The sequence below is a fragment of the Bacillus sp. UNC125MFCrub1.1 genome (assembly GCF_000701305.1).
Taxonomy (GTDB): domain Bacteria; phylum Bacillota; class Bacilli; order Bacillales; family Bacillaceae; genus Bacillus; species Bacillus altitudinis.
The window spans coordinates 789470-813943 of record NZ_JNIG01000009.1 but is presented as its reverse complement, the minus strand read 5'-3'; the positions used below and the strand labels follow the sequence as shown (position 1 = coordinate 813943).

The window sequence follows — 24474 nt, the reverse complement described above, 5'->3', positions numbered from 1 at the left end:
GAGAAAAGGAGAATGACGCTTGAATCCAAGTGAAGTAATAGAAGTGAGGAGCAGACCCTTTCTAAGAGTATGGGCATTCTTAGCAACGGGCGGATTTGGCATCATCGGTATTTGGTTATTTTCGGAAGCTCTTACATTTGAATCGAATTATACGTTGTTTTTATTTTTAGGCGGATTATTAGGCATTGTCTATGGGTGGATCTCTTTTTTGATGATTCTTCCGGCTTTTACGAAGAAGGGAAATGTGATTTTTCGCATTCAGCGTGGAGAGAATGGTGCTGTTTTATACCGGCAACAAACAATCCCTTTTCAAGACATTCAATCTATAGATATGCGCAGGCATCGTTACAGTATCAGGGGATTTCTGTTCATGGATGTGCTCATTCGGAAAATGGATGGGAAATTGATCAAGATTCCGGCGTACAGTATTTTAGATGAAGAAGTATTTGAGCAAACGGTGAAACAAAACATTTATCCATATTTACATGAGACTGCCCAAGAAAATTGGAAACAGCAGCATGGTCATGGTGAAAAGTAGAATCAATAGATGTTTTCGCCATCATTCCATGAGGTGAGACGCCACTTTTTTTAAGAAATCGTGTATGATGTCAGTAAAGACTGAACAATCAAGAGGTGATGAGAGATGGACAAAGAAATGGTAATTGACCTCGTCACAGAACAAATGGCACGAATTCGAAAAGAAAAAGACTATACACAGGACCGCATGGCTGAGGTGCTTGGGCTATCCAAACGGCATTTGCAGCAGGTAGAAAAGAATCGTCTTCGCCTCAACTGGACGCAATCTGCGGCCGTATGTGCATTATTCAGGGATAGTGACATTTTAAAAGGGACACTTGGGGATGATCCGCTTGAGATTTTGGAAGTCGTCGCACACGATGAATTGCATTTATCTGTTGAACGTACGATTGGCGGAAAGGTTTGGTGGCGGACGTCTGTGAAAAAAGGTACGTTTCGTCTTCAGCAGAATGTACTAAGCCAGCATTACCGCATCTTAGATGATGAGAATTATCGCTATTATAGTTCCTTTAATAAAGAAGAAGCGAAGCGGCGGTTAGAGGAATTAAGTGAGCTGTCGTAAGCAGAAAAAGAGAGGTCCCTCTATGACAGGGACCTCTCAGCGTGTAGACAAACCCTCGCATTCGGTGTCAGTCCTGCGCTTCGGTGCTCACGAATGTCAAATTCGCTCCGCGCCGATGCTCGTCCTTCCTAGACTGCAAAGGTTTTCTATCACGCTGAAAAGAAGACAAAGGGCTAAAATAAAGTTCATTTTAGCCCTTTGTCAACAATCTGAGAGGTCCCTCTATGACAGGGACCTCTCTTTTTTGTGTTGTTTATACTTTCAGAGTGTTTTTCGCCCGAATAAAGGCAACAAGCTGTTTGATTTCTTCATCTGTTAGTGGAACGCCGTCTACATGGATGGTTCCTTCTTTTGCTTCCGTGAGTTCAACTTTGATATCAGAGATTTTGCGTTGTATCTCTGGCTCGTCCGTTCTACCAAGTAAAAAATCAATGGACGTATCATACAAATCAGCCAGCAGTTTCACTGCTTCAAGCGAAGGTCGTCGGTACCCAGATTCGTAACCGGCATAGGTGCTTTTGGCGATACCTAGGCGATCTGCCGTATGCTGGAGAGACCATTTTTTCTTTTTTCTAAGGGTGGTTAAACGATCGAGTATCATACATGAACGCTCCTTTATATACAACAACAGTATATCATATTTTGACAAAGAGTGTACGCGTTATGCGTAATAATTTCTTGATTAATTCGCGTTATGTGACTATAATGGCAATGAAGGTACGCGTAAAGCGTATATTATAGAATAGCACAAGCTGGCTTATAATATGTGTGACAAACGAAGTAATTTTACTGAAAGAGGTGGACCTGTTGAAGAAATTATTGCTTTTAACCACTGGTGGGACGATTGCATCTGTAGAAAGTGAAAATGGTTTAGCTCCAGGTGTTAAAGCTGAGGACCTTTTAAGCTATTTAAACGAAATTAATGCAGACTACACAATGGACACAAAGTCCCTAATGAGTATAGATAGTACCAATATGCAGCCTGAATACTGGGTTGATATCGCAACAGCCATTTATGAAAATTATGATCAATATGACGGATTTGTCGTCACGCATGGTACGGACACAATGGCCTATACATCAGCAGCACTATCGTATATGCTGCAAAATCCTGATAAGCCAATTGTCATTACAGGATCACAAATCCCAATTACGTTTAAGAAAACAGATGCGAAGAAAAACATTACAGATGCGATTCGTTTTGCATGTGACGGTGTTGGCGGCGTATACGTCGTGTTTGATGGCAGAGTCATTCAAGGAACTCGCGCAATCAAACTAAGAACGAAAAGCTACGATGCATTTGAAAGTATTAACTACCCATATATTGCATCGATTGAAAATCATCAAATTGAATACAATAGCAAAGTAAAAAGATCATCAATGAAACCGCTTAAATTAGATGCATCCTTGAACACAGACGTTTGTTTACTAAAACTGCATCCAGGACTGAAGCCTGAGTTTTTAGATTCAATCAAAGGGTTGTACAAAGGAGTCGTCATTGAAAGCTACGGCAGCGGCGGAATTCCTTTCGAAGGAAGAAACCTTTTAGAAAAAATCAACGAATTGCTGGAAGAAGGCATTTCTGTTGTGATCACCACTCAGTGTCTCGAAGAAGGAGAAGACATGAGTGTGTATGAAGTAGGACGTAAAATCAATCAAGAACTGGTTGCTCGTTCAAGAAACATGAACACAGAAGCCATCGTGCCAAAGCTCATGTGGGCATTAGGTAAAACAACAGATCCACGAGAAGTGAAAAAGATTATGGAAACGCCAATCGCAGAAGATTTAGTGATTTAACTATTCTATAGAAAGCAGGTCATACGAGATGGTTCAAGCAACTTATCGTTACGAGAAGGATTTTCTAGGTGAAAAAGAAATTCCCGCAGACGTGTATTATGGTGTTCAAACGCTTCGTGCAAAAGAGAATTTCCCGATTACAGGATATCGCATGCATGAGGAACTCATTCGAGCATTTGCCATTGTCAAAAAAGCAGCAGCTCAAGCCAACATGGAAGTCGGACGTTTATATGAAGGAATTGGAAATGCGATCGTTCAAGCTTCAGATGAAGTCATTGAAGGCAAATTCCATGAATATTTCATCGTAGACCCGATTCAAGGCGGCGCAGGAACGTCTATGAATATGAATGCCAATGAAGTCATTGGAAACAGAGCCCTCGAGATCATGGGACATCAAAAGGGCGAATACATTCATTTAAGTCCAAACACACATGTGAACATGTCACAATCGACAAATGATTCGTTCCCAACGGCGATCCATATTGCAGTGCTCAAGCAGTTAGACATTTTACTTGAGACGATGCAGGCCATGCAGGACGTATTTCAAAAGAAAGCAAAAGAATTCGATCATGTCATCAAAATGGGGCGTACTCATTTACAAGACGCTGTTCCGATCCGTTTAGGACAAGAGTTTGAAGCATACAGCCGTGTGCTCAGCCGTGATATTAAACGAATCAACCAATCAAAACAGCATTTATATGAAGTAAATATGGGTGCGACAGCTGTTGGGACAGGCCTCAATGCAGATCCTCGCTACATCGAAATCGTAGTGAAGAAGCTTGCTGATATTTCTGGACTGCCATTAGTAGGCGCAGAGCACCTCGTCGATGCGACGCAAAATACAGATGCATACACAGAAGTATCTGCTGCCTTAAAAGTATGCATGATGAACATGTCTAAAATTGCGAATGACCTTCGCTTAATGGCATCTGGCCCACGTGCAGGTCTTGCTGAGATTGCATTGCCAGCCCGTCAGCCGGGATCATCCATTATGCCTGGGAAAGTCAATCCAGTCATGGCAGAGCTCATTAACCAAATCGCATTCCAGGTCATTGGGAACGACCACACCATCTGTCTTGCTTCTGAAGCAGGCCAGCTTGAGTTAAATGTGATGGAGCCTGTTCTGGTCTTTAACTTGCTTCAATCTATTAGTATAATGAATAACGGATTCCGCTCATTCACAGATCACTGTTTAGCGGACATCGAAGCAAATGAAAAACGTTTGAAAGAATATGTCGAAAAAAGTGCAGGTGTCATTACTGCGGTAAACCCTCACTTAGGCTATGAAGCCGCGGCTAGAATCGCAAGAGAAGCCATTTTAACAGGACAATCGATCAGAGATCTTTGCCTGCAAAATGATGTGTTAACAGAAGAAGAACTTGATATTATTTTGAATCCTTACGAGATGACAAAGCCTGGCATTGCGGGTGCAGAGCTCCTAGAGCGATGATAATATCAAAAATTTTATTTTATTAATATGTTGAATTGCCTGTGAAAAAGAGAAAAACAGGCAATTCACTTTCTTTCGAATTGACACACTTTTTTCACAATATTTTGAAAACGCTTAACGCACGCACAAAGGGAGGAAACAAAATGAAAACACCACGTCTACCGTCTATTTTAGAAGTCGTGTCTGTACTTGGCTTATTTTTAGCAATTGTTTTATCATTCACTCTTTACTTCAAATTAGATATTCAGCTAGCATTGTTCATCTCATGGTTTATGGTTATTGCTTTAGGAATTCGTTTAGGGCATTCGTACAAAGACCTTCAAAATGCGATCACAAAAGGGATATCGAATGGATTAGAGGCTGTTTTAATCTTAATTGCAGTAGGTGCACTTGTTGGTACATGGATTGCTGGCGGTGTTGTACCCACGTTAATTTATTACGGACTGGAATTTATTCATCCTAATATCTTCTTATTAGCTACACTGATTATCTGTTCTATTATGTCTGTTGCTACTGGTACGTCTTGGGGTACAGTTGGAACGGCAGGTATTGCGATGATTGCGATTGGTGAAGGATTGGGTATCCCATTACCGATCGTAGCTGGGGCTGTTTTATCTGGCGCTTATTTTGGTGATAAATTATCTCCTCTATCTGATAGTACTGTGCTCGCTTCCTCTCTTTCAAAAGTGGACGTGCTGGCGCATGTAAGAGCCATGATGGTTTTATCCATACCGGCCTTTGTTATTACGGCTATTATGTTTACAATTACTGGATTTATGTATGGTGGAAGAAATATTGATCAAGATAAAGTAGAGTTTTTGAAACAAGCATTGCAGGATACATTCACGATTAATATTTGGATGATCATTCCGGCAGTCATTGTTGTCCTATTACTTGTATTGAAAAAACCGTCAATGCCTGTTATCGCAATTGGTGCACTGCTTGGGGCAGTCTGGGCGATGGCATTCCAAGGAATGAACCCAGCTGATGCGCTTGGTACAGCTTATAACGGCTTCTCTATTAATTCAGATGTAGATTTCTTAAATACACTGTTGAACCGTGGCGGTATTGTCAATATGTTAGGATCTCTAGTGGTCATTATTCTTGGACTTGGTTTTGGTGGAGTTCTTGAATACTTAGGCGTGTTAAAAGTGATCGTCGCAACATTCGAGAAAAAATTGCACAATGCAGGAAATGTGACACTGTCTACACTTGTAGTAGCATTCTTTGCGAATATCTTTGGTTGTGCAATGTATGTCTCATTAATTCTTACACCAAAAATCATGGAAAAAAGCTATGACAAATTAAAATTAGACAGACGTGTGTTATCTAGAAACTCTGAGGTTGGTGGAACACTTACGTCTGGTATGGTTCCATGGTCAGATAACGGAATTTACATGGCAGGGATTCTAGGCGTCTCGACATTCTCTTATTTACCATTTATGTGGCTGAGCTTTGTTGCCATTGGTCTTGCCATCATCTACGGATATACAGGGAAATTCATTTGGTACGTGAAAAATCAACAAGACTCAGAAGAATCGGCATCATAAGCCACTGCAAAAGCCGCCCCTCCCCCGGGCGGCTTTTGTTTGTCCTAGGACCGTAAGACTATGTGTGTTTCCAGAAGGGTGGTTGTGTATTTTGACCCCCTATAAAAGAGGGCTTAAGGTGTGGTGTGAAGCAGATTGAAAGCATATTTATACCATAAAAAGGGCACAAATCCCTATTCAAACATGAGTCTTTGAACCTTATAATAACAATATTGGAAAAAGTGCGATTCACCATTACGCTCGTTTAGAGGGACTCTAAGCAGCGTTTTTATTTTTGACAGGAGGAGGAACCCATATGAGCTTATCGGATATGCTGTCTGCCCTTAACGGTGGCATTTCAAATAAAAAGGCAGAGATCGAAGAGAAAATTGCTCGACTCAAAAAGGCAAAAAGTAAGATTGAACGTGAACAAGATGCCGCAGAAACAGACCTAAAACAAATCAAGCAGCCAAAGCTTGGGGCCTCTTGGAAAGGGGAGCGGAGCCAAGATTTCAAATCAGAACGAAATGAAGCGCATGATGCGCTGCAAACGATCGTAAGCGATAAATATCCACGCTACGTGAGCCGAATCGAATTCAAAATCAGTACACTAGAAGCAGAGCAGGCTGCTTTATCCTTTGCCAGCTCTTTAGCTGGAGATGCCGCACGTTTGGCTGAAAAAGGAGAAGACGCAGTAGAAGACGCAAAACGCTTGATCTCAAAAGCATGGAGCAGCTTGTAAGCGAGCTTCATGCTGAACCAATCTGGAGGATATCATAATGGGACAAATTAAGTTAAACTACCAAACAGTGATGGATAAACTAGATGAAGTCTCCCAAGCAGTTGAAGCTTTAACAATGAAAAAAGCAGCAGATAAAGCTGGTGAAAACAGCCTTGAATTTGTAACCAAATGGACGGCACGTGAAGCAGAGGTGGGCGAAATGGTCTCAAGCTTTAAAGAAGCCTTAATCAAAAACGTTCAGGATACACGCTCAAATGTGAAGACGCTAAAAGAACAGGATGAAGCGATTGCGGCAAAATCATAAGCCCCAATCGTTTTATTGATAGCGTAGCTGAGTACGATGTAAAATATAGTCGTAAAGACTCATATATAATTCGGGATTTATGACCTTAGATTATTCCGTTTTTCTTCCAAACACCATGTTAAAAGGACACCTTTTCCCTATTTAAGCCTAAGGCTTTTCACCTTATACTATACTTAATGAAAGCGAACGATAGAAATGTCAGGACTGGAAAAAGCAGATGATCTGCCCGGTTTCAAAAACGCTGACGCCGTGCTTTCTTATGAGGTCTAATAGAGGTGGATGACATGAGTTTATCCGAGATGCTGCATCATCTGCATATGGGGATTGAAAACAAACGTGCAGAATTTGACGAAATGATCTCTCGGTTAAAGACAGCCAAAAGTAATATTCGAACAGAACAAGATCTTGCGCAGTCTGACATAAAGGAAATCAAGAAGCCTGCTCTAGATTCGTCATGGAAAGGTGAGAGAGGAACGGACTTTCACCGTCATCGGAAAGAAGCCTATCACGTGCTGCACGACATTGTGAACAATGAGTATGAAACCTATATTACGGAGATAGACCAAAAAATTATGCACTTTGAGTTAAAAAAAATGGAACTCGCTGTCGCTAGTAATTTTGCAGGAAGAGCCCAAGATGTGATGGAAAAAGGCGAGGATTTTGCAAAGGATGTCAAACATTTAATTGAACGGGGCTGGAAAGCTCTTTAATAAAATAAACGAAACAGCCGGCTGAACAAGCGGCTGTTTTTTTTGGTTTAGTCACATCCGCCGCTACCACCTGAATCACCACCGCAGGAGGCATCAGAAGCGTGATGTGTATACGAATCAGTATAGTTACTGGTTGTTGAACTGTGATGTGCAGAATGCTTAGAAGATGAACGCTTATCTTTTGGTGTAAACATGTGGGCGGTAATGGCGCCTAAAGAAGCTAGTATGATGATGATAACAAACATGATGTATCCCTCCTCTTGTTTCATATTCATACGTTTGAGCCATAACAAAGTTCCCGGTCGGAAAGAAAAACTGGGCAAAGAGTTCTATTTTCGTTTATGATGATAGGCAAAAGTAATTGACCAAGGGAGGGGAGTCTATGTTATCTCTACGTCAGGAGGAGCTGTTGAGGCGGTTAATGCAGGCAGAGCAGGAGCTGACAGGTGAAGAAATTGCACGCCTGATAGGCGTCACATCACGAACAGTTCGAACAGATATGAAAGCGCTTAAATCAATATTAGAAGCACATGGGGCAACACTTCATATGAAACGTGGAGCAGGGTATACATTGACTGTCGAAGATTATGGAGCATTTCGTACTTTTTTGAAAAACTCAATGAGAGAAAGAAATGAAAAAAAGAATCAAGTTATTCCAAATCAGCCTGAGGATCGTATCTCTTATTTATTGAGAAGGCTTTTGTTGTCCGAAGACTATAAGAAATTAGATGAATTGGCCGAGGAATTATTTGTGAGTGAATCTACTGTGAAAAATGACCTGAAAGCAGTCAAGCATCTATTTTCTTTACATGGACTCTCTGTTGCACACCGACCTAAATATGGACTGAGGCTGACTGGAGATGAAATGAAATTAAGGTATTGTCTAGCTGAGCATGTGTTTCAGCAGGAGCATCCGAACCCTGCCCTTTTACCTGAAGAAACGTATCAATTGATTCAAGATATGGTGCGTTCACGTACAAAGGCAAGCGGCCTTCATGTCTCAGAGATCGGTTTAAGCAACTTAGTGACACATATCGCCATTGCGTGCAAACGAATTGAAGAGAAAAAATTGGTGATGATGCCGGAAGGAGAACTCAAAGACATTCAAACACAGCCCGCTTTTCAAGTGGCGAGGCAAATGGCAGAAGATATGCGTCACGTACTCGGTATAGATTTTCCATTATCTGAAATGGCCTATATTGCGATTCATTTAATGGGTGCAAAAATGATGGCGTATGGAGAAACGGGCCACACGCTATTTCACATGCTTGATGAAGAGCATTTCCGTTTAACTCACCAACTACTTGGTTATGTCGAAGAGCACATGTCACTTGATATTCAGACAGACAAGGAATTGATTGTGGGACTAAGTCTTCACCTGAGATCAGCGATTCATCGGTTCCGATATGATATGAACATCCGTAACCCCTATTTATCAGACATAAAAAGGCATTATCCGATTGCTTTTGAAGCAGGTGTCTATATGGGAAGATGGCTGAAGGAAAAAGAGAATGTAGAGATTCATGAAGATGAAATCGGATATTTGGCGCTGCATATTGGTGCTGCCATAGAGCGGACAAAAACTCAGACTGTGAGAAAAAAATGCTTGATTGTGTGCGCAACGGGTGTCGCGAGCAGTCAGCTTCTTCTTCATAAGCTGAAGGCCGCCTTTAGCGAAAGGCTAGAGATTGCTGGAACTGCAAGTGTCAGTGACCTTTTGTCGTATGACTTGAGAAGTATCGATTTGATCATTAGTACCATACCTCTTCAGAACACACTACCTGTGCCAGTGATTGATGTACATACGATCCTCAGTGAAGACGATATGTTGAGGCTGAAACGATTTGTACAGGGGTCACAAGAAATGGGTGTCTTGCGATATATCAGTCCGAAGATGACTTTTTTTCAGCAAGATCTACAAACAAGGGAAGAGGTTCTTCAATTTTTCGTGAATGTATTGCAGGAACAAAACCGAATCCCGGATGATTTTGAACAGCTATTGCTGGAAAGAGAGGAAGTGTCACCTACGTCGTTCGGTCATTTGGTCGCGATCCCTCACCCAATCAAACCGGCAACAGATGATACGTTTTGTGCGATCTGTACGTTGAGAAAACCAGTGCTGTGGGGCGACGATCGGGTACAGGTCGTCTGTTTGTTAAGTATACAGAAGACGTATCAGAAAGAATTGCAGTCACTTTATCAATTTCTTGTGCGTTTGACAGAGCAGAAGGAAGTGGTGGAGCAAATCATCAAAGCTGCTTCATTTGAAGAACTGACGGCGGCGCTGCACGTGTTGGAACAGCCAGATGAAAAAAAAGGACACCCATTTCCGCATCTGTGAGGAAAAAGATTAGATGTTAATGAAAGCGCTTTTAAAATAACATCAATAAGGAGGATGATCACGAGTTTTTGTAAAGGGGGAGACGGATCATGAGCTTTAAAGAGAGAGCGGCCGACGTCATGGGACATGTCGCTTATCGTATTACAAATCAGAAATATATTATGGCGATCAAGCAAGCATTTGTCACATTAATGCCAATCATCATTACAGGGGCATTTGCTGTACTGGTCGCAAATATGATCATGAGCCCGGAAACGGGGCTTGCCCATTTTGAGATATTCAGGTTTTTAGCAGAGCTTCAGCCAATTATGAAGGCAATCAATTATGCCACGCTGAACTTTTTAACGATCGGGGCTGTGTTCCTCATCGGGATTGAGCTTGGGAAAATCAATGGACATAAATCATTATTCCCAGGATTAATGGCATTGATTTCATTTATATCCGTTATTCCGACGACACTTCTTCTTGAAGTCGATGGATCGATGCGTGAGGTTGTCGATGTGCTGGCGAGGCAATTCTCCGATCCAAAAAGCTTATTTTTGGGTATGATCATTGCCATCGTCTCTGTAGAGATCTTTTGTAAGCTTACCGAGGTGAAGTGGCTGCAAATTAAGATGCCAGATTCTGTTCCATCAAATGTGGCGACGTCTTTTTCTTCACTTTTCCCATCAATTATTACGATTACAATCATTAGTTCATTCGGGTTTGCGTTTCACCGTGTGACAGGCATTTATTTGCATGAAGCGGTGTATAACGTCGTGCAGCGTCCACTTGAAAGTGTTGTGCAGGGACTGCCTGGTATTTTAACGTTAATGTTTGTGGCTCAATTTTTCTGGGTGATCGGTATTCATGGCAACCAAATGATTAAACCGATTCGCGAGCCGCTGTTATTAGGATCAATTGCAGTGAATATGACAGCATTTCAAGAGGGCAAAGAGATTCCAAATATTATCACGATGCCATTTTGGGATGTGTATATGAGCATTGGTGGTTCGGGTGTGACGATTGGTCTGTTGATCGCCATTTTTATAGCGGGTAGAAGGGAAGAGATGCGGAGCATTGCCAAGCTTTCATCAGGACCTGGACTGTTTAACATCAATGAACCAGTTATTTTCGGATTACCTGTCATGTTGAACCCTGTGATGGCGATTCCGTTTATCGTTACACCACTCGTGACAGGTACGATTGGTTATATCGCAACCGCTACAGGTTTTGCCGGGAAAGCGGTGGTGATGGTGCCGTGGACGACACCTCCGATTGTGAATGCTTGGCTGTCTACCGCTGGCAGTATGGGGGCTGTCATCACACAGCTCATCTGTATTGTTGTCGCTGTTTTCATCTATTTGCCTTTTGTCCTCTTGTCCAACCGGAAGCCAGAAGCAGCACCTGATTCAGAATAGAAGGAGGGCACATGAATGAACATGCAATTTAGATGGTATGGCAAAGAAGATCCTGTCTCCCTTTCATATATTCGGCAAATTCCCGGCATGAAAGGGATTGTCAGTGCCGTCTATGATGTGCCGGCTGGTGATCTGTGGCCGGAGGAAAGTATTGCTCATTTAAAAGCGGAAATCGAACGTCATGATCTTGCTTTTGAAGTCGTAGAAAGTCTCCCGGTCCATGAAGATATTAAGCTGGGAAAGCCTAGCCGAGATGTTTATATCGAGCATTATCAAGAAAATATCCGGAGATTAGCAAGGCATGGTGTGAAGGTCATTTGTTATAACTTCATGCCAGTCCTTGATTGGACACGAACACAGCTCGATTTCCCACTAGCTGATCAATCGACGACTCTTGTTTATTTTCAGCATCAGCTTGAACAGATGGATATAGAAAAAGATCGACTTTCCTTACCAGGGTGGGATACGTCTTATACGCAGGAAGAAATGAGAAAGTTGATGGCTGCATACAGGGCATTGGGGGAGGAAGGGTTGTTTGAGAACCTAGACTATTTCTTGGGAAATATCCTTCCAGTTGCAGCGGAAGAGAACATGAACATGGCACTGCATCCAGATGACCCTCCTTGGAACATATTTGGTCTGCCCCGCATTGTCAGTTGTGAAGAACAAATAGATCGTATCCTTCAACTCGATGAACGCTCACAGCATGGACTGACCTTTTGTTCCGGTTCCCTAGGCTGTAATGCGAAAAATGATGTTCCTTCACTTGCGAGAAAGTATGCCAAAAAAGGGCGTATACACTTTGCTCATTTACGCAATGTCAATTTGTATGAAAACGGTGATTTTGAAGAGTCGGCACACCTGTCGTCAGCAGGTAGCCTCGATATGGGAGCGATTGTGAACGCATTGTTTAAGGAAGGATTTGCTGGCTATGTTCGGCCAGATCATGGACGAATGATCTTTGGTGAGACGGGCAGACCTGGCTATGGATTATACGACCGAGCACTTGGAGCTATGTATTTACAAGGGATGTGGGAAGGACTTCAAATTCACACGAAGAAAGGTCAGGTGGCAACATGAACAAAATCGACATACCCAATGACTTTATTCTAGGTGCTGCGGCTTCTGCTTGGCAGACGGAGGGTTGGAAAGGGAAGAAACCGCATCAGGATTCGTATATAGACCTTTGGTATAAGGAGGGGTATCACGTATGGCACGAAGGATACGGACCAGCAGGAGCAACGAATTTTTACGAGCGCTATCCTGAAGATGTCGCCCTTATGAAGGAAATTGGGTTATCTCATTACCGGACATCGATCAATTGGTCGAGATTTCTCATAGATTACGAGAATGGAATTGTAGATGAGACCTATGCTCGTTATATTGATGATTTCATCAATGAATTACTTGAAGCAGGTGTAGAGCCGATGTTTTGCTTAGAGCATTATGAGCTTCCTGCCGTTTTACTTGAAAAGTACGGCGGCTGGTCATCTAAACATGTTGTCGATCTGTTTGTTCTCTATGCAGAAAAGGTGTTTGAACGCTATGGAGACCGGGTCAAACATTGGTTTACCTTTAATGAACCAATTGTTGTTCAGACTCGTGTGTATCTAGATGCTATTCGTTATCCTTTCGAGCAAAATACGAAGAAGTGGATGCAGTGGAACTATCATAAAGCCTTGGCGACAGCAAAAGTGGTGAAGCTGTTTCAGGAAATGGGCTTGAAGGAATCAGCCGGTGCAAAAATCGGGGTCATTCTCAATCCAGAAGTGACGTATGCGAGATCGACTGCGTCACATGATCAAGAAGCTGCCCGCATGTATGATTTGTTTTTTAATCGAGTGTTCTTAGATCCCTCCATTAAAGGCGAGTATCCAGAAGAACTGCTTGATGTATTGAAAAAGCATGACATTCTTTTCGATGCAACGGAAGAAGAGCTTCAGATCATTAAAGATCATACAGTCGATGTGGTCGGTCTTAATTTATACTATCCGCATCGCGTTAAGGCACCTAGCAAGGCTTGGAACGAAAATACACCGTTTCATCCATCTTATTATTACGATCTATTTGAGCTCCCAGGGAGAAAAATGAATCCATTCAGAGGTTGGGAAATCTATCCGAATATTGTCTATGATATGGGTATGAGAATAAAAGAGGAATACGGGAATATCGAGTGGTTTGTGGCTGAAAACGGTATGGGGGTCGAGCAGGAAGAACGGTTTAAAAACGAAGACGGCATCATTGATGATCAGTACCGAATTTCATTTATCAGTCAGCATTTGAAAAAAGCCCTTCAAGCGAAAAAAGAAGGTTCAAACTGCAAGGGATATATGCTGTGGGCTTTTACGGATAATGTCTCACCGATGAATGCATTCAAGAATCGCTACGGATTAGTAGAGATCCAGCTGGAGAATGAACGGAATCGTCAGATGAAAGCGTCAGGATACTGGTACAAGACATTAATCCAAACGAGGAAATTAAGGGATGAACCAGATTTTATTTATCAATAGGAGTGATGGGATATGAAGCGAATCATTCTCGCTTGTGCAGCAGGAATGTCAACGTCGATTGTGGTATCTAAAATGAAGGCAGCCGCAGAAGGAAAAGGGCTGGATTATGAAATTTATGCGATACCTGAAGGGGCCATTGCGGACGAATTAGAAGAGCATGGGGACGATGTAAAGGTCATTTTGCTAGGGCCGCAAGTTAGCTTTATGAGAAAGGCAGCAGAAAAAACAGCGGCACCTTATCATATACCTGTCGATGTGGTAAATGTAAGATTATATGGAACAGCGAATGGAGAAAAAATTCTAGAACATGCACTGAAACTAGCAAATGAATCTTGAGCAATCGGAGGAGAAGCAGATGACGGTATTAGAGGAAATGCAGGGAGCAGCCTTTCAAATCATTGCCCATGCAGGTGAGGCACGAAGCCATTATGTAGAAGCCATTCGTCTAGCAAGAGCGGATGACTTTGAAGCAGCGCAGCAGTTGATTGAAAAAGGGGAGGAAGCGTTTCGAAGCATCCATGACCTGCACTTGTCACTGATACAAAAAGAGGCGGCAGGGGAACAGCTTCCCTTTTCTTTACTGCTCATACATGCAGAAGACCAAATGCTCACAACAGAGACCATCCATCTGCTTGCCATTGAAATGATCGAAATGTGTAAAAAAATGTATACCCTGTCAAAATAGATATCAGTTATTAACCAATTTCTGTTATAATCATTCGGTAGATAAAGAGAAAGCAGGATTGGTGAATGAAAAAAACATGTATGTGGCTTGCAGTTGGTTTAGTCATGCTGCTCATTTCGGGCTGTATGGGTACGAAACAGCAAACAGAAGGAAACCAGCAAGCCATCAAAGAGGTAAAGGGTCAAGGACAAACGAAAGAAACAACAGAAACGCAGCAAATTGAAGCGGCAGAGATAGACAAACAAAACTGGATTCAGCAAAAGGAACCCGTTGCGCTTCCAATCTTGATGTATCACAGTATCTCTAGCGGTAATTCGTTACGTGTGCCAAAGAGCGAATTTGCAGCTCATATGAAATGGCTGAAAGACAACGGCTATGTCACGCTGTCGCCGAAAGAGGCATATCAAGTTCTCTCGACCAATTCGACACCAAGTGAAAAGTATGTTCTTATCACATTTGACGATGGATACACGGATAACTACACAAAGGCATTTCCGATTTTAAAGGAATATGGAATGAAAGCCACGATTTTTATGATCGAGCAGTCCATCGGCCGTCCGCATCATTTAACCGATGCCCAAATGGATGATATGGTGGCGCATGGTATTTCAATAGAGAGTCACACCATTCATCATTTAGAACTCAATCGTTTAACACAGAAGCAGCAGGAAGAAGAATTAAAAGGATCGAAGGTATTCTTTGACCAGCGGTTTTCTCAACAAACGATCATGGTCAGCTATCCGGTCGGTCGCTATAACGAAGACACGCTGAAGTTGGCGAAGGAAGCAGGATATGAAATGGCTGTAACCACTGAACCAGGACATGCGAAGAAAGAACAAGGTATGATGTCCTTACACCGCCTGCGCATTTCACCGGGACTTTCACCCGAAAGCTTTGGCAGACTGATAGAGGGAAATTGATCAATATTAGATCACAGATGTTTCACATGAAACATTTTACGACACGTTTCGTGGATTAAATACGATTTGTTTGAGATAAATGTATGCAGAAAGAATCAGTTTTTATATACTGATTCTTTTTTATTTAACTAAATAAGGTCTTACAGTTGCCAATAGAAAGTAGGAGGGCTTAGAAGAAAAGTACAGGTTATTATACTTGAAAGTTATTTTGAGTGTTGTTCAGTTTATTTGATTCATTGCATAACAAAAAGCTGTATAATTTATTTGAAATAATGAAAATTCTGCATTTGAAATGAATAAGTAAGATTAAAAAATAAGCTTAACTATGGTAACAAATTGTTACTTATGGTAACATATTGTTGCACAAGTTTTTTGTTCAACTCGGACTAAGTTGAACTAGTTTTCAAACTGAAGCACGAGAGCTTCAAGGTGAATTTCTTGAACGTTCACCATACAACTGAAAAGAAATTTAATTTGGGCACTCGGCTGACTACCGTGTGCTTTTTCTATGTATAAATTTAAAATGTGAGGAATAAACTGAAATAATATGAAAAAATAAAGCAGCCCTCCAAAAAACAGAAACGAGATAGAACCAGCATTACCTTGACTAGGGGTAATGAAGGTGCCGCTTTATTTTTCATTATCATCTTAAGGGTTCATTCAGAACGTTCTCTTATCTAAAATCCATATGATGAACTGGACTAGAGTTCGGATTGAATTTAAGATAAGGAACCAAAGCTTGTACTTACAGGTACAAGCTTTTTTCTTTTTGTTTTTGCGTCTCTCAACGCGTGAACGCACAAGTTTTGTTCTCAAACTGACCCCTCCTTTCTAGGCATAAAAACACCTTTAGTATGGAAGGGGGGAGGACCATCGTTTGCAACACGTTTCTATGTATATTTTACCATCTTTCCTATTTAATGACGAATAGCACCTTGTTGTTTCCTCTCTGTTTTTCTTTGCGTTTCATTCATAAAACTCCATATGTGTTTTCTCTAGTTTGTAATAATCCAATCGATCTTTCAAGGTTCCTGTATGAAATTCAAATTTATGTCCATCAGGGTCTGTGAAATAAATCGACTTCTGATCTCTTTCGTCTCTTGGCCGGCTTGGTAAGATGTTGACGTTCAAATCTTTTAGTTTGTTATGCATTGGATCTACATCCTCCTCATCAATAGAAAAAGCGATGTGTGTGTAAGAGTGATGGATGTCTTGACGAGGAATGTCTTTTTCTACATTGAGGGCAAGCCACAGGCCGTTCAAATCAAAGTAAGCTGTCGTTCTGCCCTTTGTTAACAATTTGGCATTAAAGACCTTTGTGTAAAAATCAATAGATGTCTCTAAATCAGAAACAGAAAATAATAAATGGTTTATTCCTTTGATGTTCAATTTAATCACCTCAAATTCAATGATGAGAAAAAAGCTTGCAGACTCAATCTACAAGCTTTGTTGTTTATTGATAAACAGGATAACCCGTTATCTTTATATCTTTTCCGAGTGGTTCAAGAGAGAGCTGTTCCAGTTCAATTGCATCACTCATGAGGCGTATGCCTTCGCCTCCGAAAAAAGAAGGAGAGAGTCGTCCGCCAATGAGCTTAGGTGCCATGTAGATGACGAGTTTATCGACAAGCTGCTGCTCCAAAAATGAGGCATTGATTTGTCCGCCGCCTTCAATCATCAGGGAGGAGACATTTCTTTCTCCGAGCACTTGAAGTACTTCTTGTAAGGGCACCCGGATATCGCTATCCGTCATGATGACACTGACGCCAGCTGCTTCTAAAGCGGCTCGTTTTTCTTCATCGGCTTGTTTTGTTGTGAAAATCCATGTTGGTGCCATCTGATCTGTGACCACCTTTGCTGTCAGCGGGATAGACAGTTTAGAGTCTAAGACAATTCGAATCGGATGATGACCGTTTGGAATGCGTGCTGTTAATGAAGGATCGTCGTGAATGACGGTTTGGGCACCGACTAAGATGGCATCGTTGATACTGCGAATGTGATGTGCATCATAACGGGACGTTTCTGATGTAATCCACTTGCTGTCAGACGTAGCAGATGCAATTTTTCCGTCTAACGTAATACCTGCTTTGAGTGTCACGAAAGGCGTTTTTTTCGTAATAAAGTGGTTGAACACTTCATTCATGAGAATGGATTCCTGCTCCATGACGCCTGTGATGACTTGAATGCCTGCATCTTGTAAAATGGCAATCCCGCGCCCGGCAACAAGCGGGTTCGGATCCAGTGCAGCAACGACTACTTTTTCTACGCCAGCTTTCACAAGTGCTTCAGCGCATGGGCCTGTGCGGCCATGGTGGGAACAAGGCTCTAGTGTCACATAGATCGTGGCGCCTTTTGCCTTGTCTCCAGCCATTTTAAGTGCATGAATTTCTGCATGTGGTTCGCCGGCCTTCATGTGCGCCCCGACCCCAACAATTTCATTTTCTCGCACAATCACAGCCCCGACGAGCGGATTGGGAGATGTCTGACCTTTCATTGCTTCGGCATTTTCAAGGGCTAGTTTCATATATCGCTCATGATGTGGCAATCGTACGCACCTCTTGATCCGCCTTCATATGGCCTGAGCGGTTAATTTTTGTCTGCAAGTATTTTTCATTGAACTCAGAGACATCACCCCAAAGTGGAATCCGTCCAGAAAGAGAAAGGCCTGCATGACTGATAGCATCCGTCTTTTTCGGATTATTGGTAATAAGTCTGACTGGCTTTGTACGCAATGTTTGAAGAACAGCAATCGCTTCTTCATATTGACGTGTATCATCTTCAAAGCCCAGTGCTTCGTTCGCTTCTACTGTATCGTAGCCGTTTTCTTGCAAAATGTAGGCCATGGCTTTACTGAAAAGACCGATCCCGCGTCCTTCATGGTTGGCTAAATAAAACAGTGCGCCTGCTCCATTGTCCTCAATCATCCGCATAGACTGTTTCAATTGGAACCCACAATCGCAGCGTTTGCTTCCGAAAATATCGCCGGTGTGGCAGATGGAATGCATGCGGATCAGCGCTTCATCCGCATGTTCGAAATCTCCGTAAACAAGGACGCTTGATTGCTGGTGATCTGCAAGTTCACGGGAGGAAAGGCTTTCGATTAAAGCTTCATCTGATAATGATTCTTTCCCATCGTCTTTTAACCATGAATACCAGTTAAACATGACCGTTCTACCGTCTAAATTCACTGGCAGTTTAATAGGTCCAGTGATATATATAAATCCGTCTTCTTGCTGTACTCGTTTGATTTTATCTTTTAAAATGGCTGTTTTAACCTCTGTGTGTTTGTCCATATTCTGCACCTTCTTTTTTGTCTGTTTCTTCAATCTGTAAACGAACGAGAACGCCAAATGGATCAATAAATTCGTTACTTTTTCCTGTCGTGTTCATGAGAACGCCTGCTTTTGTCAGACGTTCGACGACGGATGTTCTATCGCTTTCTTTTGGGAAAACCAGTGTATAGCTTCTAATTCCTGAAAAACGTGGATCAATGGCTCCTTTTCTCCCGCGTCCCCATGCATTAAAGGCAAGGTGATGATGATAGACGCCACCAGCAACGAATAAGCTGGCTGGGGGAGCCATTCGGATATGGAAACCGAGCGTGTTCACATAAAAGGAATCGGCTTCTTCTGGGTTGAGATGGAAATGCAAGTGTCCCATGACTGTACCAGCCGGGAGTCCATCCCAGGTGGAATCAGCGGCTTCTTGCAGGAGACCATCTCCATCAAGCGGAGCATTTCCGCCACCTTTCAGCTCTCCATGCTCACCTACCCATATGTCCTGAGGACGATCAGCATAAATCTCAACGCCGATGCCATCTGGATCACTTAAATAAATGGCTTCACTGAAAAAGTGATCGCTTGCTCCAATTAAAGGATAGCCTTTTTTGATCACATGCGCCAGCCATGTGCCCAGGTTTTTTCTGGTAGGTAATAAAACCGCAAAATGATAAAGTCCTGGCTCATGATCCGGCTTCTCTTTCAGCTGCACATCTTCTTTCAGCACAAGGATTGGTTCCTTTGCGTTGCTGCCAAGCGTGACAGTAGAATCCGTCTGTTCTAATAAAGTAAAACCTAAAATGTCTGTATAAAAAGGCAAAGAACGCTCAAAGCTGGACACATGTAATTCTGTTACACCTAATCTTACCTGCTCTATTGTATTCAAAGCTCGGTCATCTCCTTCATGTTATATGCATCTGCATGTTCAATGGTTTATTGAAAATTGATAAAAATGATCACCTTGTTACTTTTAGTAACTAAACTATATAATAGTTAGTGACTTATTTCAAGTAATTAATTATGTTATAATGAAAAAAAGTAGAGAAAAGCAGGAGGGAGTAAAGTATGGCTCAAGTAGATGGCTGCCCAATTACAGATGCCATGGAGATTTTAGGGAAGAAGTGGGTGATTCTCATCATCAATCAGCTTTTGACAGGGCCAAAACGTTTTTGTCAGCTTGAAAATGAAATGAACATCAGCGGACGGTTATTATCAGAAAGGCTGAAAGATTTAGAAGCTGAAGGCCTTGTTGAGAAAAAAGTTTATCCCGACATTCCCGTGCGGATTGAATATGAACTAACAGAACAAGGAAAGAAAATTGAACCAGTCATACGGGAAATGTATGCTTGGTCTTTAGAGCGAAAAAATAGTGAAAAGGGTGAACATGTCCCTTCTTAATCGATTTCGATCAGTGCCCCTGATCGATTTTTTTTTTGTGATTTTCCAGAAATCTAAGTCAATAGTATGAAAAATGATGTTGACAATAAATTCATTCATCATATAATATCAAGGAGAAGAGGGTTCTTTTCCCTGTAATGGAATGGGGAGGTTATGCCATGGTATCATGAATGGGACAGATTACCTAAACCGTGTATCACTACATCATGTAGCAGCAGACATCTTTGACTTGTCGAAAGCAAAGATTTATTTTTTAAACTCAATTGATAATGATTATCATAATCATTTATGAGTGTGATTCATACGCTGATAAAGGTTATTTTTTTTATTATCTATTGAGAATAATTATCAATATCAATTAGGAGGATATATATGAAATCACTTCGTTCAGCATCACACGTCTTATTATTCTTTAGCTTTGTTCTATTGTTTGCTCTAGCCCCGGTTAGCTCTGCCTCAGCAGCAGGCTTAGCAGATGGTCAATATTCAGCACAATATGTGGTATGGAAAGCAGACAGTGATTCAACGTCAACAGCAAATACGTATTTTGAAAAACCAGCTAAGCTTGTTGTGAAGGATGGAAAAATCAAAGCGCAAGTCACGTTAACGAACAGCTCTTGGATTACAAGCTTTAAAACATTGGATCAAGGTGTCTACAAAGATGCAAAGGTGATCAGTACAAACACAGCTGCTAATAAGAGAACGGTAGAGTTCAATGTCAACAGCCTGACAGATGTTGTACCAGCTAAAGTGAGTGTGACTGTACCGGTCATTGGATATACAGGCAATTACGATATTCGCGTCAAGTTTGATGCAGCAACTGTTCAATAAAAAGGGAGGAAATTCATCTGATGAAAAAATGGATCAGGATGCCAGCCTTTGTGGCTGCATTATTGCTGGCACTTATACTGCCTTTTTCAAATGCACAGGCTGCCTCATTAAATGATGGTACATACTCCGTCAATTACACTGTGATGAAGGCCGAAGGAACTGCCGTTTCGATGGCAAATGATTACTGGCTGAAGCCGGCAAAAGTGATCGTGAAAAATGGCAAGCTGACTGTGCAAATGACCATTAAAAACAGCAGCTGGGTAACGGAATTTAAAGTGCCAGGAAATGGCGGCTATGTCGATACGACGGTTCTATCAACGAATAAGAAAGCCAATACAAGGCTTGTTCAATTCCAAGCACAGAGTTTGTCTAAACCAATCAAGTCAAAAATCCATGTCACAGTCAAATCGGCTGATTATGATCACGACTATACCATCCAGCTGAAATTCGACGAAAGCAGCATCAAGTCACTTTCTTCTGACAATTCAAAAGAAACAGCAGGTGCAGCAAAACATCAAGAATCATCAAAAGAAACAAACAAAACAACTGATTCATCCACCAAAACAAAACAAGAAGAAAATCCTCAAACTGGTGATACAAGCCAGATGGGATGGCTCCTTGTGCTTGTCTTATGTTCAGGCGGGTTTTTAGCGAGAAAGTGGATCATCAAGCATTAACGGAAGGAAGTGTCATCTTTTGAAACGTCTTTTTCATCTACAGACAGCTATTCTGCTCGTTTTATTCAGTTTGTTGACTGCGTTTCAGCTGCCTCAAGGAACGGCTCAGGCAGCATCATTGGTTGATGGTGAATATACGGCCGGATTCACCATTTTAAAAAATGGCAGCACTGAAGCATCCATGATGGATACGTATACAGAAAAGCCAGCTAAGCTCATCATCGAAAATGGCAAGACGACTGCCTATCTTACGCTGAAGCAAAGCAAAGAAATCACAGATTTCAAGGTCGAACAAAATGGCTCTCTCGTCACCACTGAAACGGTCAGTGAAGATGAGACAGCGAATACGCGTGTGATCAAATTTGATGTAGCCGATGTATCAGCCAAATTAAATGGCTGGGTCAAAATTTACTGGGACTTAGGCGGCTTTATTTATGATGAGGCGTATGACGTACAGATCGCTTTCGACGAGAGCAGTCTCACACTTGTCACGCCTGCGAAGCCAGACGATAGTGAAACAACACCTGATGATCAAAACGGTACGACGCCAGGCGACAGCGAAACAACACCAGATGATCAAAATGGTACGACGCCAGGCGACAGCGAAACAAAGCCGGATGATCAAAGTGGCACGACGCCAGGCGACAGCGAAACAAAGCCAGATGATCAAAACGGCACAACACCAGTTGATTCGACGCAGAACCAATTAAAAGATGGTGTGTATCGTATCAACTACAGTGTGCTGAAGGGCGATGAGGATGAGGCATCTCGGATGAGCCAATACTTCTCACATCCAGCATCGTTAACCGTTAAAAATGGAACGCAAACCGTTTCCTTTACGGTGAAGGATCATACGTCAGTTGATTCTTTGAAAATAGAGAAAAACGGTTCTTATCAAGAAGTGAAAAACGTGAGCACAGATCAAGCAAAGAACACAAGAGTGGTTTCATTTGAAGTGTCTGATCTGAAAAAAGCAGTTAACGGAAAAGTACACATTGTAGTAGCAGCCGCTCACTATGATCAAACGTACGATATTCGTTTTCAATTTGATTCAAAAAGTATCGTTCCACTGAAGGACGGTCAAATAGAGGAAGAAACACCGGCTACACCAGAAACACCAAAACCAAATAAACCAGCACCAGACACAACGAACGGCGGAACGAATCAAGAGACAGTTCAGCTAAAAGACGGGGTGTACAAGCTTCCTTTTTCAATGAAGAAAGCAGACAAAGATGAGCTTTCTCGCATGAACGATTACGTCGTGAGCCCTGCGACATTGGTGGTGAAAAATGGCCGCCATTTCGTTTCATACACTGTCAAGAACAGCTCAGCCATCACGTCGTTCCAAGTAGGAACCGGCGGTAAATTTGAAGAGACGCTAGTTGCAAAGGCTGATCAAAAAGCAGATACACGAGTGATTCAATATGAAGCAAAAAGTTTGAGTAGTGCTCAGGCAGCACGCGTGAAAATTGACATTCCAGCTGCCAATTATCATGAGCAGTACGATGTCAAACTTGTCTATGATACGAAAGGCATCGCAAGTGGTGAAGGAAGCGGAATTGCGACGGTGATCGGAGACGATGAGAGCATCGGCTTTGTGAAAAATCCGAATGATCACGATTCTCAACCAAACCAGCTTGCGAATCTCGCACCAGAGGAAACGGGCGCAGAGCAGATGACCTTTACGCCATCAGATGACCAAACCAAGTCTGAGACAGGTCAGCTGAACCCGAAAACAGGAGATACTTCACTTCTTTGGGTGTACATTCTTTTATTCGGCGGGTCACTATTCGTGCTCGTCAGAAAGTATCAAACTCGTACAAGATAAAGAATCTATTTTAAGTGAGGTGCGCCATTCATCTCGGCGCATCCACTTCCTTTTTTCGAAAGGAGGCTTCCGTTTTTTGAAGCATCGAATGTTATGTACCCTGATCACGGCTCTATGTGTGTGCGTCTTCTTAGCAGGCTGCTCACAATCAGCTGAAAGCTCAGCGAAAGGCAAAAAAAGCGCAGCATCAAGTGCCCGCATTGTGGCAACGACTGTAGCTGCTGCTGAGATCATGGATGCGCTAGAGGTGGATCTTGTCGGGGTGCCAACAAGTCAAAAATCCTTGCCGGCTCGATACAAAGGACTCCCAGCAGTCGGTAACCCAATGAGCCCGGACATGGAAATCATCCAATCACTTCAACCGACAGATGTCCTGTCTGTCACGACCCTTCAATATGATTTAGAAACGCCTTTTCAACAAGCTTCTGTCCCTGCGACATACCTCAACCTTGAGAGCCTGGACAAGATGGAGAACGCCATCACAAAGCTTGGAGAAAAATATGATAGAAAGACACAAGCGAAACGCATTGTGGATGATTTTGAACAAAAAAAGAAAGACATACAAGAGAGAACGAAGGGAAAAGCGAAGCCATCCGTTCTCATTTTGCTTGGTGTACCAGGCAGTTATTTAGTGGCAACAGAGAATTCGTATATCGGTGATCTTGTGCGTATTGCAGGAGGAAAGAACATCGTAAAAGGTGAGAAAATGGAGTATTTGGCATCCAATACGGAGTATTTACAAAAAGCCAATCCAGATATCATTCTCCGAGCTGCACATGGGATGCCGGATGAAGTCGTCAAAATGTTTGATCAAGAATTTAAAACAAATGATATTTGGAAACATTTTAATGCGGTCAAACAAGACCGGGTGTACGACCTCGAAGAAAGCTTATTCGGGACAACAGGCAACTTAAAGGCAGCAGAGGCATTAGATGAATTGACCCGTATGTTGTACCCGTCATAAGCGGCGAATCT

The 24474-nt window shown here is 42.1% G+C and carries 26 protein-coding genes; 20 read left to right on the top strand and 6 right to left on the bottom strand.

Going from position 1 to position 24474, the window contains the following annotated elements; translation table 11 throughout:
- Positions 1 to 19: 19 nt before the first annotated feature.
- Positions 20 to 538 carry a YfjD family protein gene (locus tag N521_RS04385; RefSeq protein WP_035389953.1) on the top strand — a complete coding sequence of 173 codons (519 nt, stop codon included), beginning with the start codon at positions 20 to 22 and terminating at the stop codon, positions 536 to 538.
- A gap of 105 nt (positions 539 to 643) precedes the next feature.
- Entirely contained in the window at positions 644 to 1099 is a 456-nt protein-coding gene (locus N521_RS04380; RefSeq protein ID WP_017368337.1) for a helix-turn-helix domain-containing protein, read from the top strand.
- A gap of 253 nt (positions 1100 to 1352) precedes the next feature.
- Here N521_RS04380 and N521_RS04375 read toward each other — a convergent pair whose 3' ends face one another.
- Complete coding sequence (locus tag N521_RS04375; RefSeq protein ID WP_008345648.1) at positions 1353 to 1700, bottom strand: helix-turn-helix domain-containing protein; 348 nt, start codon at positions 1698 to 1700, stop codon at positions 1353 to 1355.
- A gap of 206 nt (positions 1701 to 1906) precedes the next feature.
- Between N521_RS04375 and N521_RS04370 the strand changes: the two genes are divergently transcribed.
- The 6 genes from N521_RS04370 to N521_RS04345 all read left to right on the top strand — a co-directional run bounded on the left by N521_RS04370 (position 1907) and on the right by N521_RS04345 (position 7631).
- Positions 1907 to 2896, top strand: a complete 990-nt coding sequence (locus tag N521_RS04370) for an asparaginase (protein ID WP_017358664.1) — start codon at positions 1907 to 1909, stop codon at positions 2894 to 2896.
- A gap of 28 nt (positions 2897 to 2924) precedes the next feature.
- The gene (aspA, locus tag N521_RS04365; RefSeq protein ID WP_007497957.1) at positions 2925 to 4346 is read left to right on the top strand and encodes an aspartate ammonia-lyase; all 1422 of its coding nucleotides are present in this window, start codon (positions 2925 to 2927) and stop codon (positions 4344 to 4346) included.
- Between the two features lie 143 nt (positions 4347 to 4489).
- Positions 4490 to 5896: a Na+/H+ antiporter NhaC gene (gene nhaC, locus N521_RS04360; protein ID WP_017358666.1), complete on the top strand. Its 1407-nt coding sequence runs from the start codon at positions 4490 to 4492 to the stop codon at positions 5894 to 5896.
- A 295-nt stretch (positions 5897 to 6191) separates the two neighbouring features.
- A complete protein-coding gene (locus N521_RS04355) occupies positions 6192 to 6617 on the top strand; it encodes a YwqH-like family protein (RefSeq protein WP_017358667.1) in 426 nt (141 codons plus the stop codon).
- Positions 6618 to 6654: 37 nt separating this feature from the next.
- Positions 6655 to 6921 carry a YwqI/YxiC family protein gene (locus tag N521_RS04350; RefSeq protein ID WP_008345634.1) on the top strand — a complete coding sequence of 89 codons (267 nt, stop codon included), beginning with the start codon at positions 6655 to 6657 and terminating at the stop codon, positions 6919 to 6921.
- A gap of 284 nt (positions 6922 to 7205) precedes the next feature.
- Complete coding sequence (locus N521_RS04345; protein WP_007497950.1) at positions 7206 to 7631, top strand: YwqH-like family protein; 426 nt, start codon at positions 7206 to 7208, stop codon at positions 7629 to 7631.
- Between the two features lie 47 nt (positions 7632 to 7678).
- Here N521_RS04345 and N521_RS04340 read toward each other — a convergent pair whose 3' ends face one another.
- The gene (locus N521_RS04340; protein ID WP_017358669.1) at positions 7679 to 7876 is read right to left on the bottom strand and encodes a hypothetical protein; all 198 of its coding nucleotides are present in this window, start codon (positions 7874 to 7876) and stop codon (positions 7679 to 7681) included.
- A 137-nt stretch (positions 7877 to 8013) separates the two neighbouring features.
- Between N521_RS04340 and N521_RS04335 the strand changes: the two genes are divergently transcribed.
- The 7 genes from N521_RS04335 to N521_RS04305 all read left to right on the top strand — a co-directional run bounded on the left by N521_RS04335 (position 8014) and on the right by N521_RS04305 (position 15487).
- Positions 8014 to 9972, top strand: a complete 1959-nt coding sequence (locus tag N521_RS04335) for a BglG family transcription antiterminator (RefSeq protein ID WP_035389950.1) — start codon at positions 8014 to 8016, stop codon at positions 9970 to 9972.
- An 89-nt stretch (positions 9973 to 10061) separates the two neighbouring features.
- Positions 10062 to 11372: a PTS sugar transporter subunit IIC gene (locus tag N521_RS04330; RefSeq protein ID WP_024719533.1), complete on the top strand. Its 1311-nt coding sequence runs from the start codon at positions 10062 to 10064 to the stop codon at positions 11370 to 11372.
- Positions 11373 to 11387: 15 nt separating this feature from the next.
- On the top strand, positions 11388 to 12452 hold the full coding sequence (gene uxuA / locus N521_RS04325; protein ID WP_007497943.1) for a mannonate dehydratase: 1065 nt from the start codon (positions 11388 to 11390) through the stop codon (positions 12450 to 12452).
- Positions 12449 to 13882: a glycoside hydrolase family 1 protein gene (locus N521_RS04320; RefSeq protein WP_035389948.1), complete on the top strand. Its 1434-nt coding sequence runs from the start codon at positions 12449 to 12451 to the stop codon at positions 13880 to 13882. The genes uxuA and N521_RS04320 overlap by 4 nt, the downstream gene beginning before the upstream one ends.
- A gap of 12 nt (positions 13883 to 13894) precedes the next feature.
- A complete protein-coding gene (locus N521_RS04315) occupies positions 13895 to 14218 on the top strand; it encodes a PTS sugar transporter subunit IIB (RefSeq protein ID WP_008345616.1) in 324 nt (107 codons plus the stop codon).
- Positions 14219 to 14237: 19 nt separating this feature from the next.
- The gene (locus N521_RS04310; protein ID WP_035389946.1) at positions 14238 to 14567 is read left to right on the top strand and encodes a PTS sugar transporter subunit IIA; all 330 of its coding nucleotides are present in this window, start codon (positions 14238 to 14240) and stop codon (positions 14565 to 14567) included.
- A gap of 65 nt (positions 14568 to 14632) precedes the next feature.
- Positions 14633 to 15487 carry a polysaccharide deacetylase family protein gene (locus N521_RS04305; protein WP_035389944.1) on the top strand — a complete coding sequence of 285 codons (855 nt, stop codon included), beginning with the start codon at positions 14633 to 14635 and terminating at the stop codon, positions 15485 to 15487.
- 966 nt (positions 15488 to 16453) lie between these two features.
- Here N521_RS04305 and fosM read toward each other — a convergent pair.
- From fosM to N521_RS04285, 4 genes are all read right to left on the bottom strand, one after another.
- A complete protein-coding gene (fosM, locus tag N521_RS04300) occupies positions 16454 to 16876 on the bottom strand; it encodes a FosM family fosfomycin resistance protein (protein ID WP_035389942.1) in 423 nt (140 codons plus the stop codon).
- A gap of 64 nt (positions 16877 to 16940) precedes the next feature.
- On the bottom strand, positions 16941 to 18032 hold the full coding sequence (gene ribD / locus N521_RS04295) for a bifunctional diaminohydroxyphosphoribosylaminopyrimidine deaminase/5-amino-6-(5-phosphoribosylamino)uracil reductase RibD (RefSeq protein WP_035389940.1): 1092 nt from the start codon (positions 18030 to 18032) through the stop codon (positions 16941 to 16943).
- Positions 18019 to 18780, bottom strand: coding sequence for a GTP cyclohydrolase II (locus N521_RS04290; RefSeq protein WP_035389938.1), 762 nt, complete (start codon positions 18778 to 18780; stop codon positions 18019 to 18021). The genes ribD and N521_RS04290 overlap by 14 nt, the downstream gene beginning before the upstream one ends.
- Positions 18758 to 19651 carry a VOC family protein gene (locus N521_RS04285; RefSeq protein ID WP_035389936.1) on the bottom strand — a complete coding sequence of 298 codons (894 nt, stop codon included), beginning with the start codon at positions 19649 to 19651 and terminating at the stop codon, positions 18758 to 18760. The genes N521_RS04290 and N521_RS04285 overlap by 23 nt, the downstream gene beginning before the upstream one ends.
- Positions 19652 to 19830: 179 nt before the next feature.
- Between N521_RS04285 and N521_RS04280 the strand changes: the two genes are divergently transcribed.
- The 5 genes from N521_RS04280 to isdE all read left to right on the top strand — a co-directional run bounded on the left by N521_RS04280 (position 19831) and on the right by isdE (position 24463).
- The gene (locus N521_RS04280) at positions 19831 to 20163 is read left to right on the top strand and encodes a winged helix-turn-helix transcriptional regulator (protein WP_007497926.1); all 333 of its coding nucleotides are present in this window, start codon (positions 19831 to 19833) and stop codon (positions 20161 to 20163) included.
- Positions 20164 to 20535: 372 nt separating this feature from the next.
- Entirely contained in the window at positions 20536 to 20994 is a 459-nt protein-coding gene (locus N521_RS04275) for an NEAT domain-containing protein (RefSeq protein WP_007497924.1), read from the top strand.
- Positions 20995 to 21014: 20 nt separating this feature from the next.
- Positions 21015 to 21671 (top strand): heme uptake protein IsdC, encoded by a 657-nt coding sequence (gene isdC / locus N521_RS04270; RefSeq protein ID WP_035389934.1) that lies wholly within the window; start codon positions 21015 to 21017, stop codon positions 21669 to 21671.
- Between the two features lie 19 nt (positions 21672 to 21690).
- Positions 21691 to 23499 carry an NEAT domain-containing protein gene (locus tag N521_RS04265; protein ID WP_035389932.1) on the top strand — a complete coding sequence of 603 codons (1809 nt, stop codon included), beginning with the start codon at positions 21691 to 21693 and terminating at the stop codon, positions 23497 to 23499.
- Between the two features lie 76 nt (positions 23500 to 23575).
- On the top strand, positions 23576 to 24463 hold the full coding sequence (gene isdE / locus N521_RS04260) for a heme ABC transporter substrate-binding protein IsdE (protein WP_035389930.1): 888 nt from the start codon (positions 23576 to 23578) through the stop codon (positions 24461 to 24463).
- The last annotated feature ends 11 nt before the right edge of the window (positions 24464 to 24474 follow it).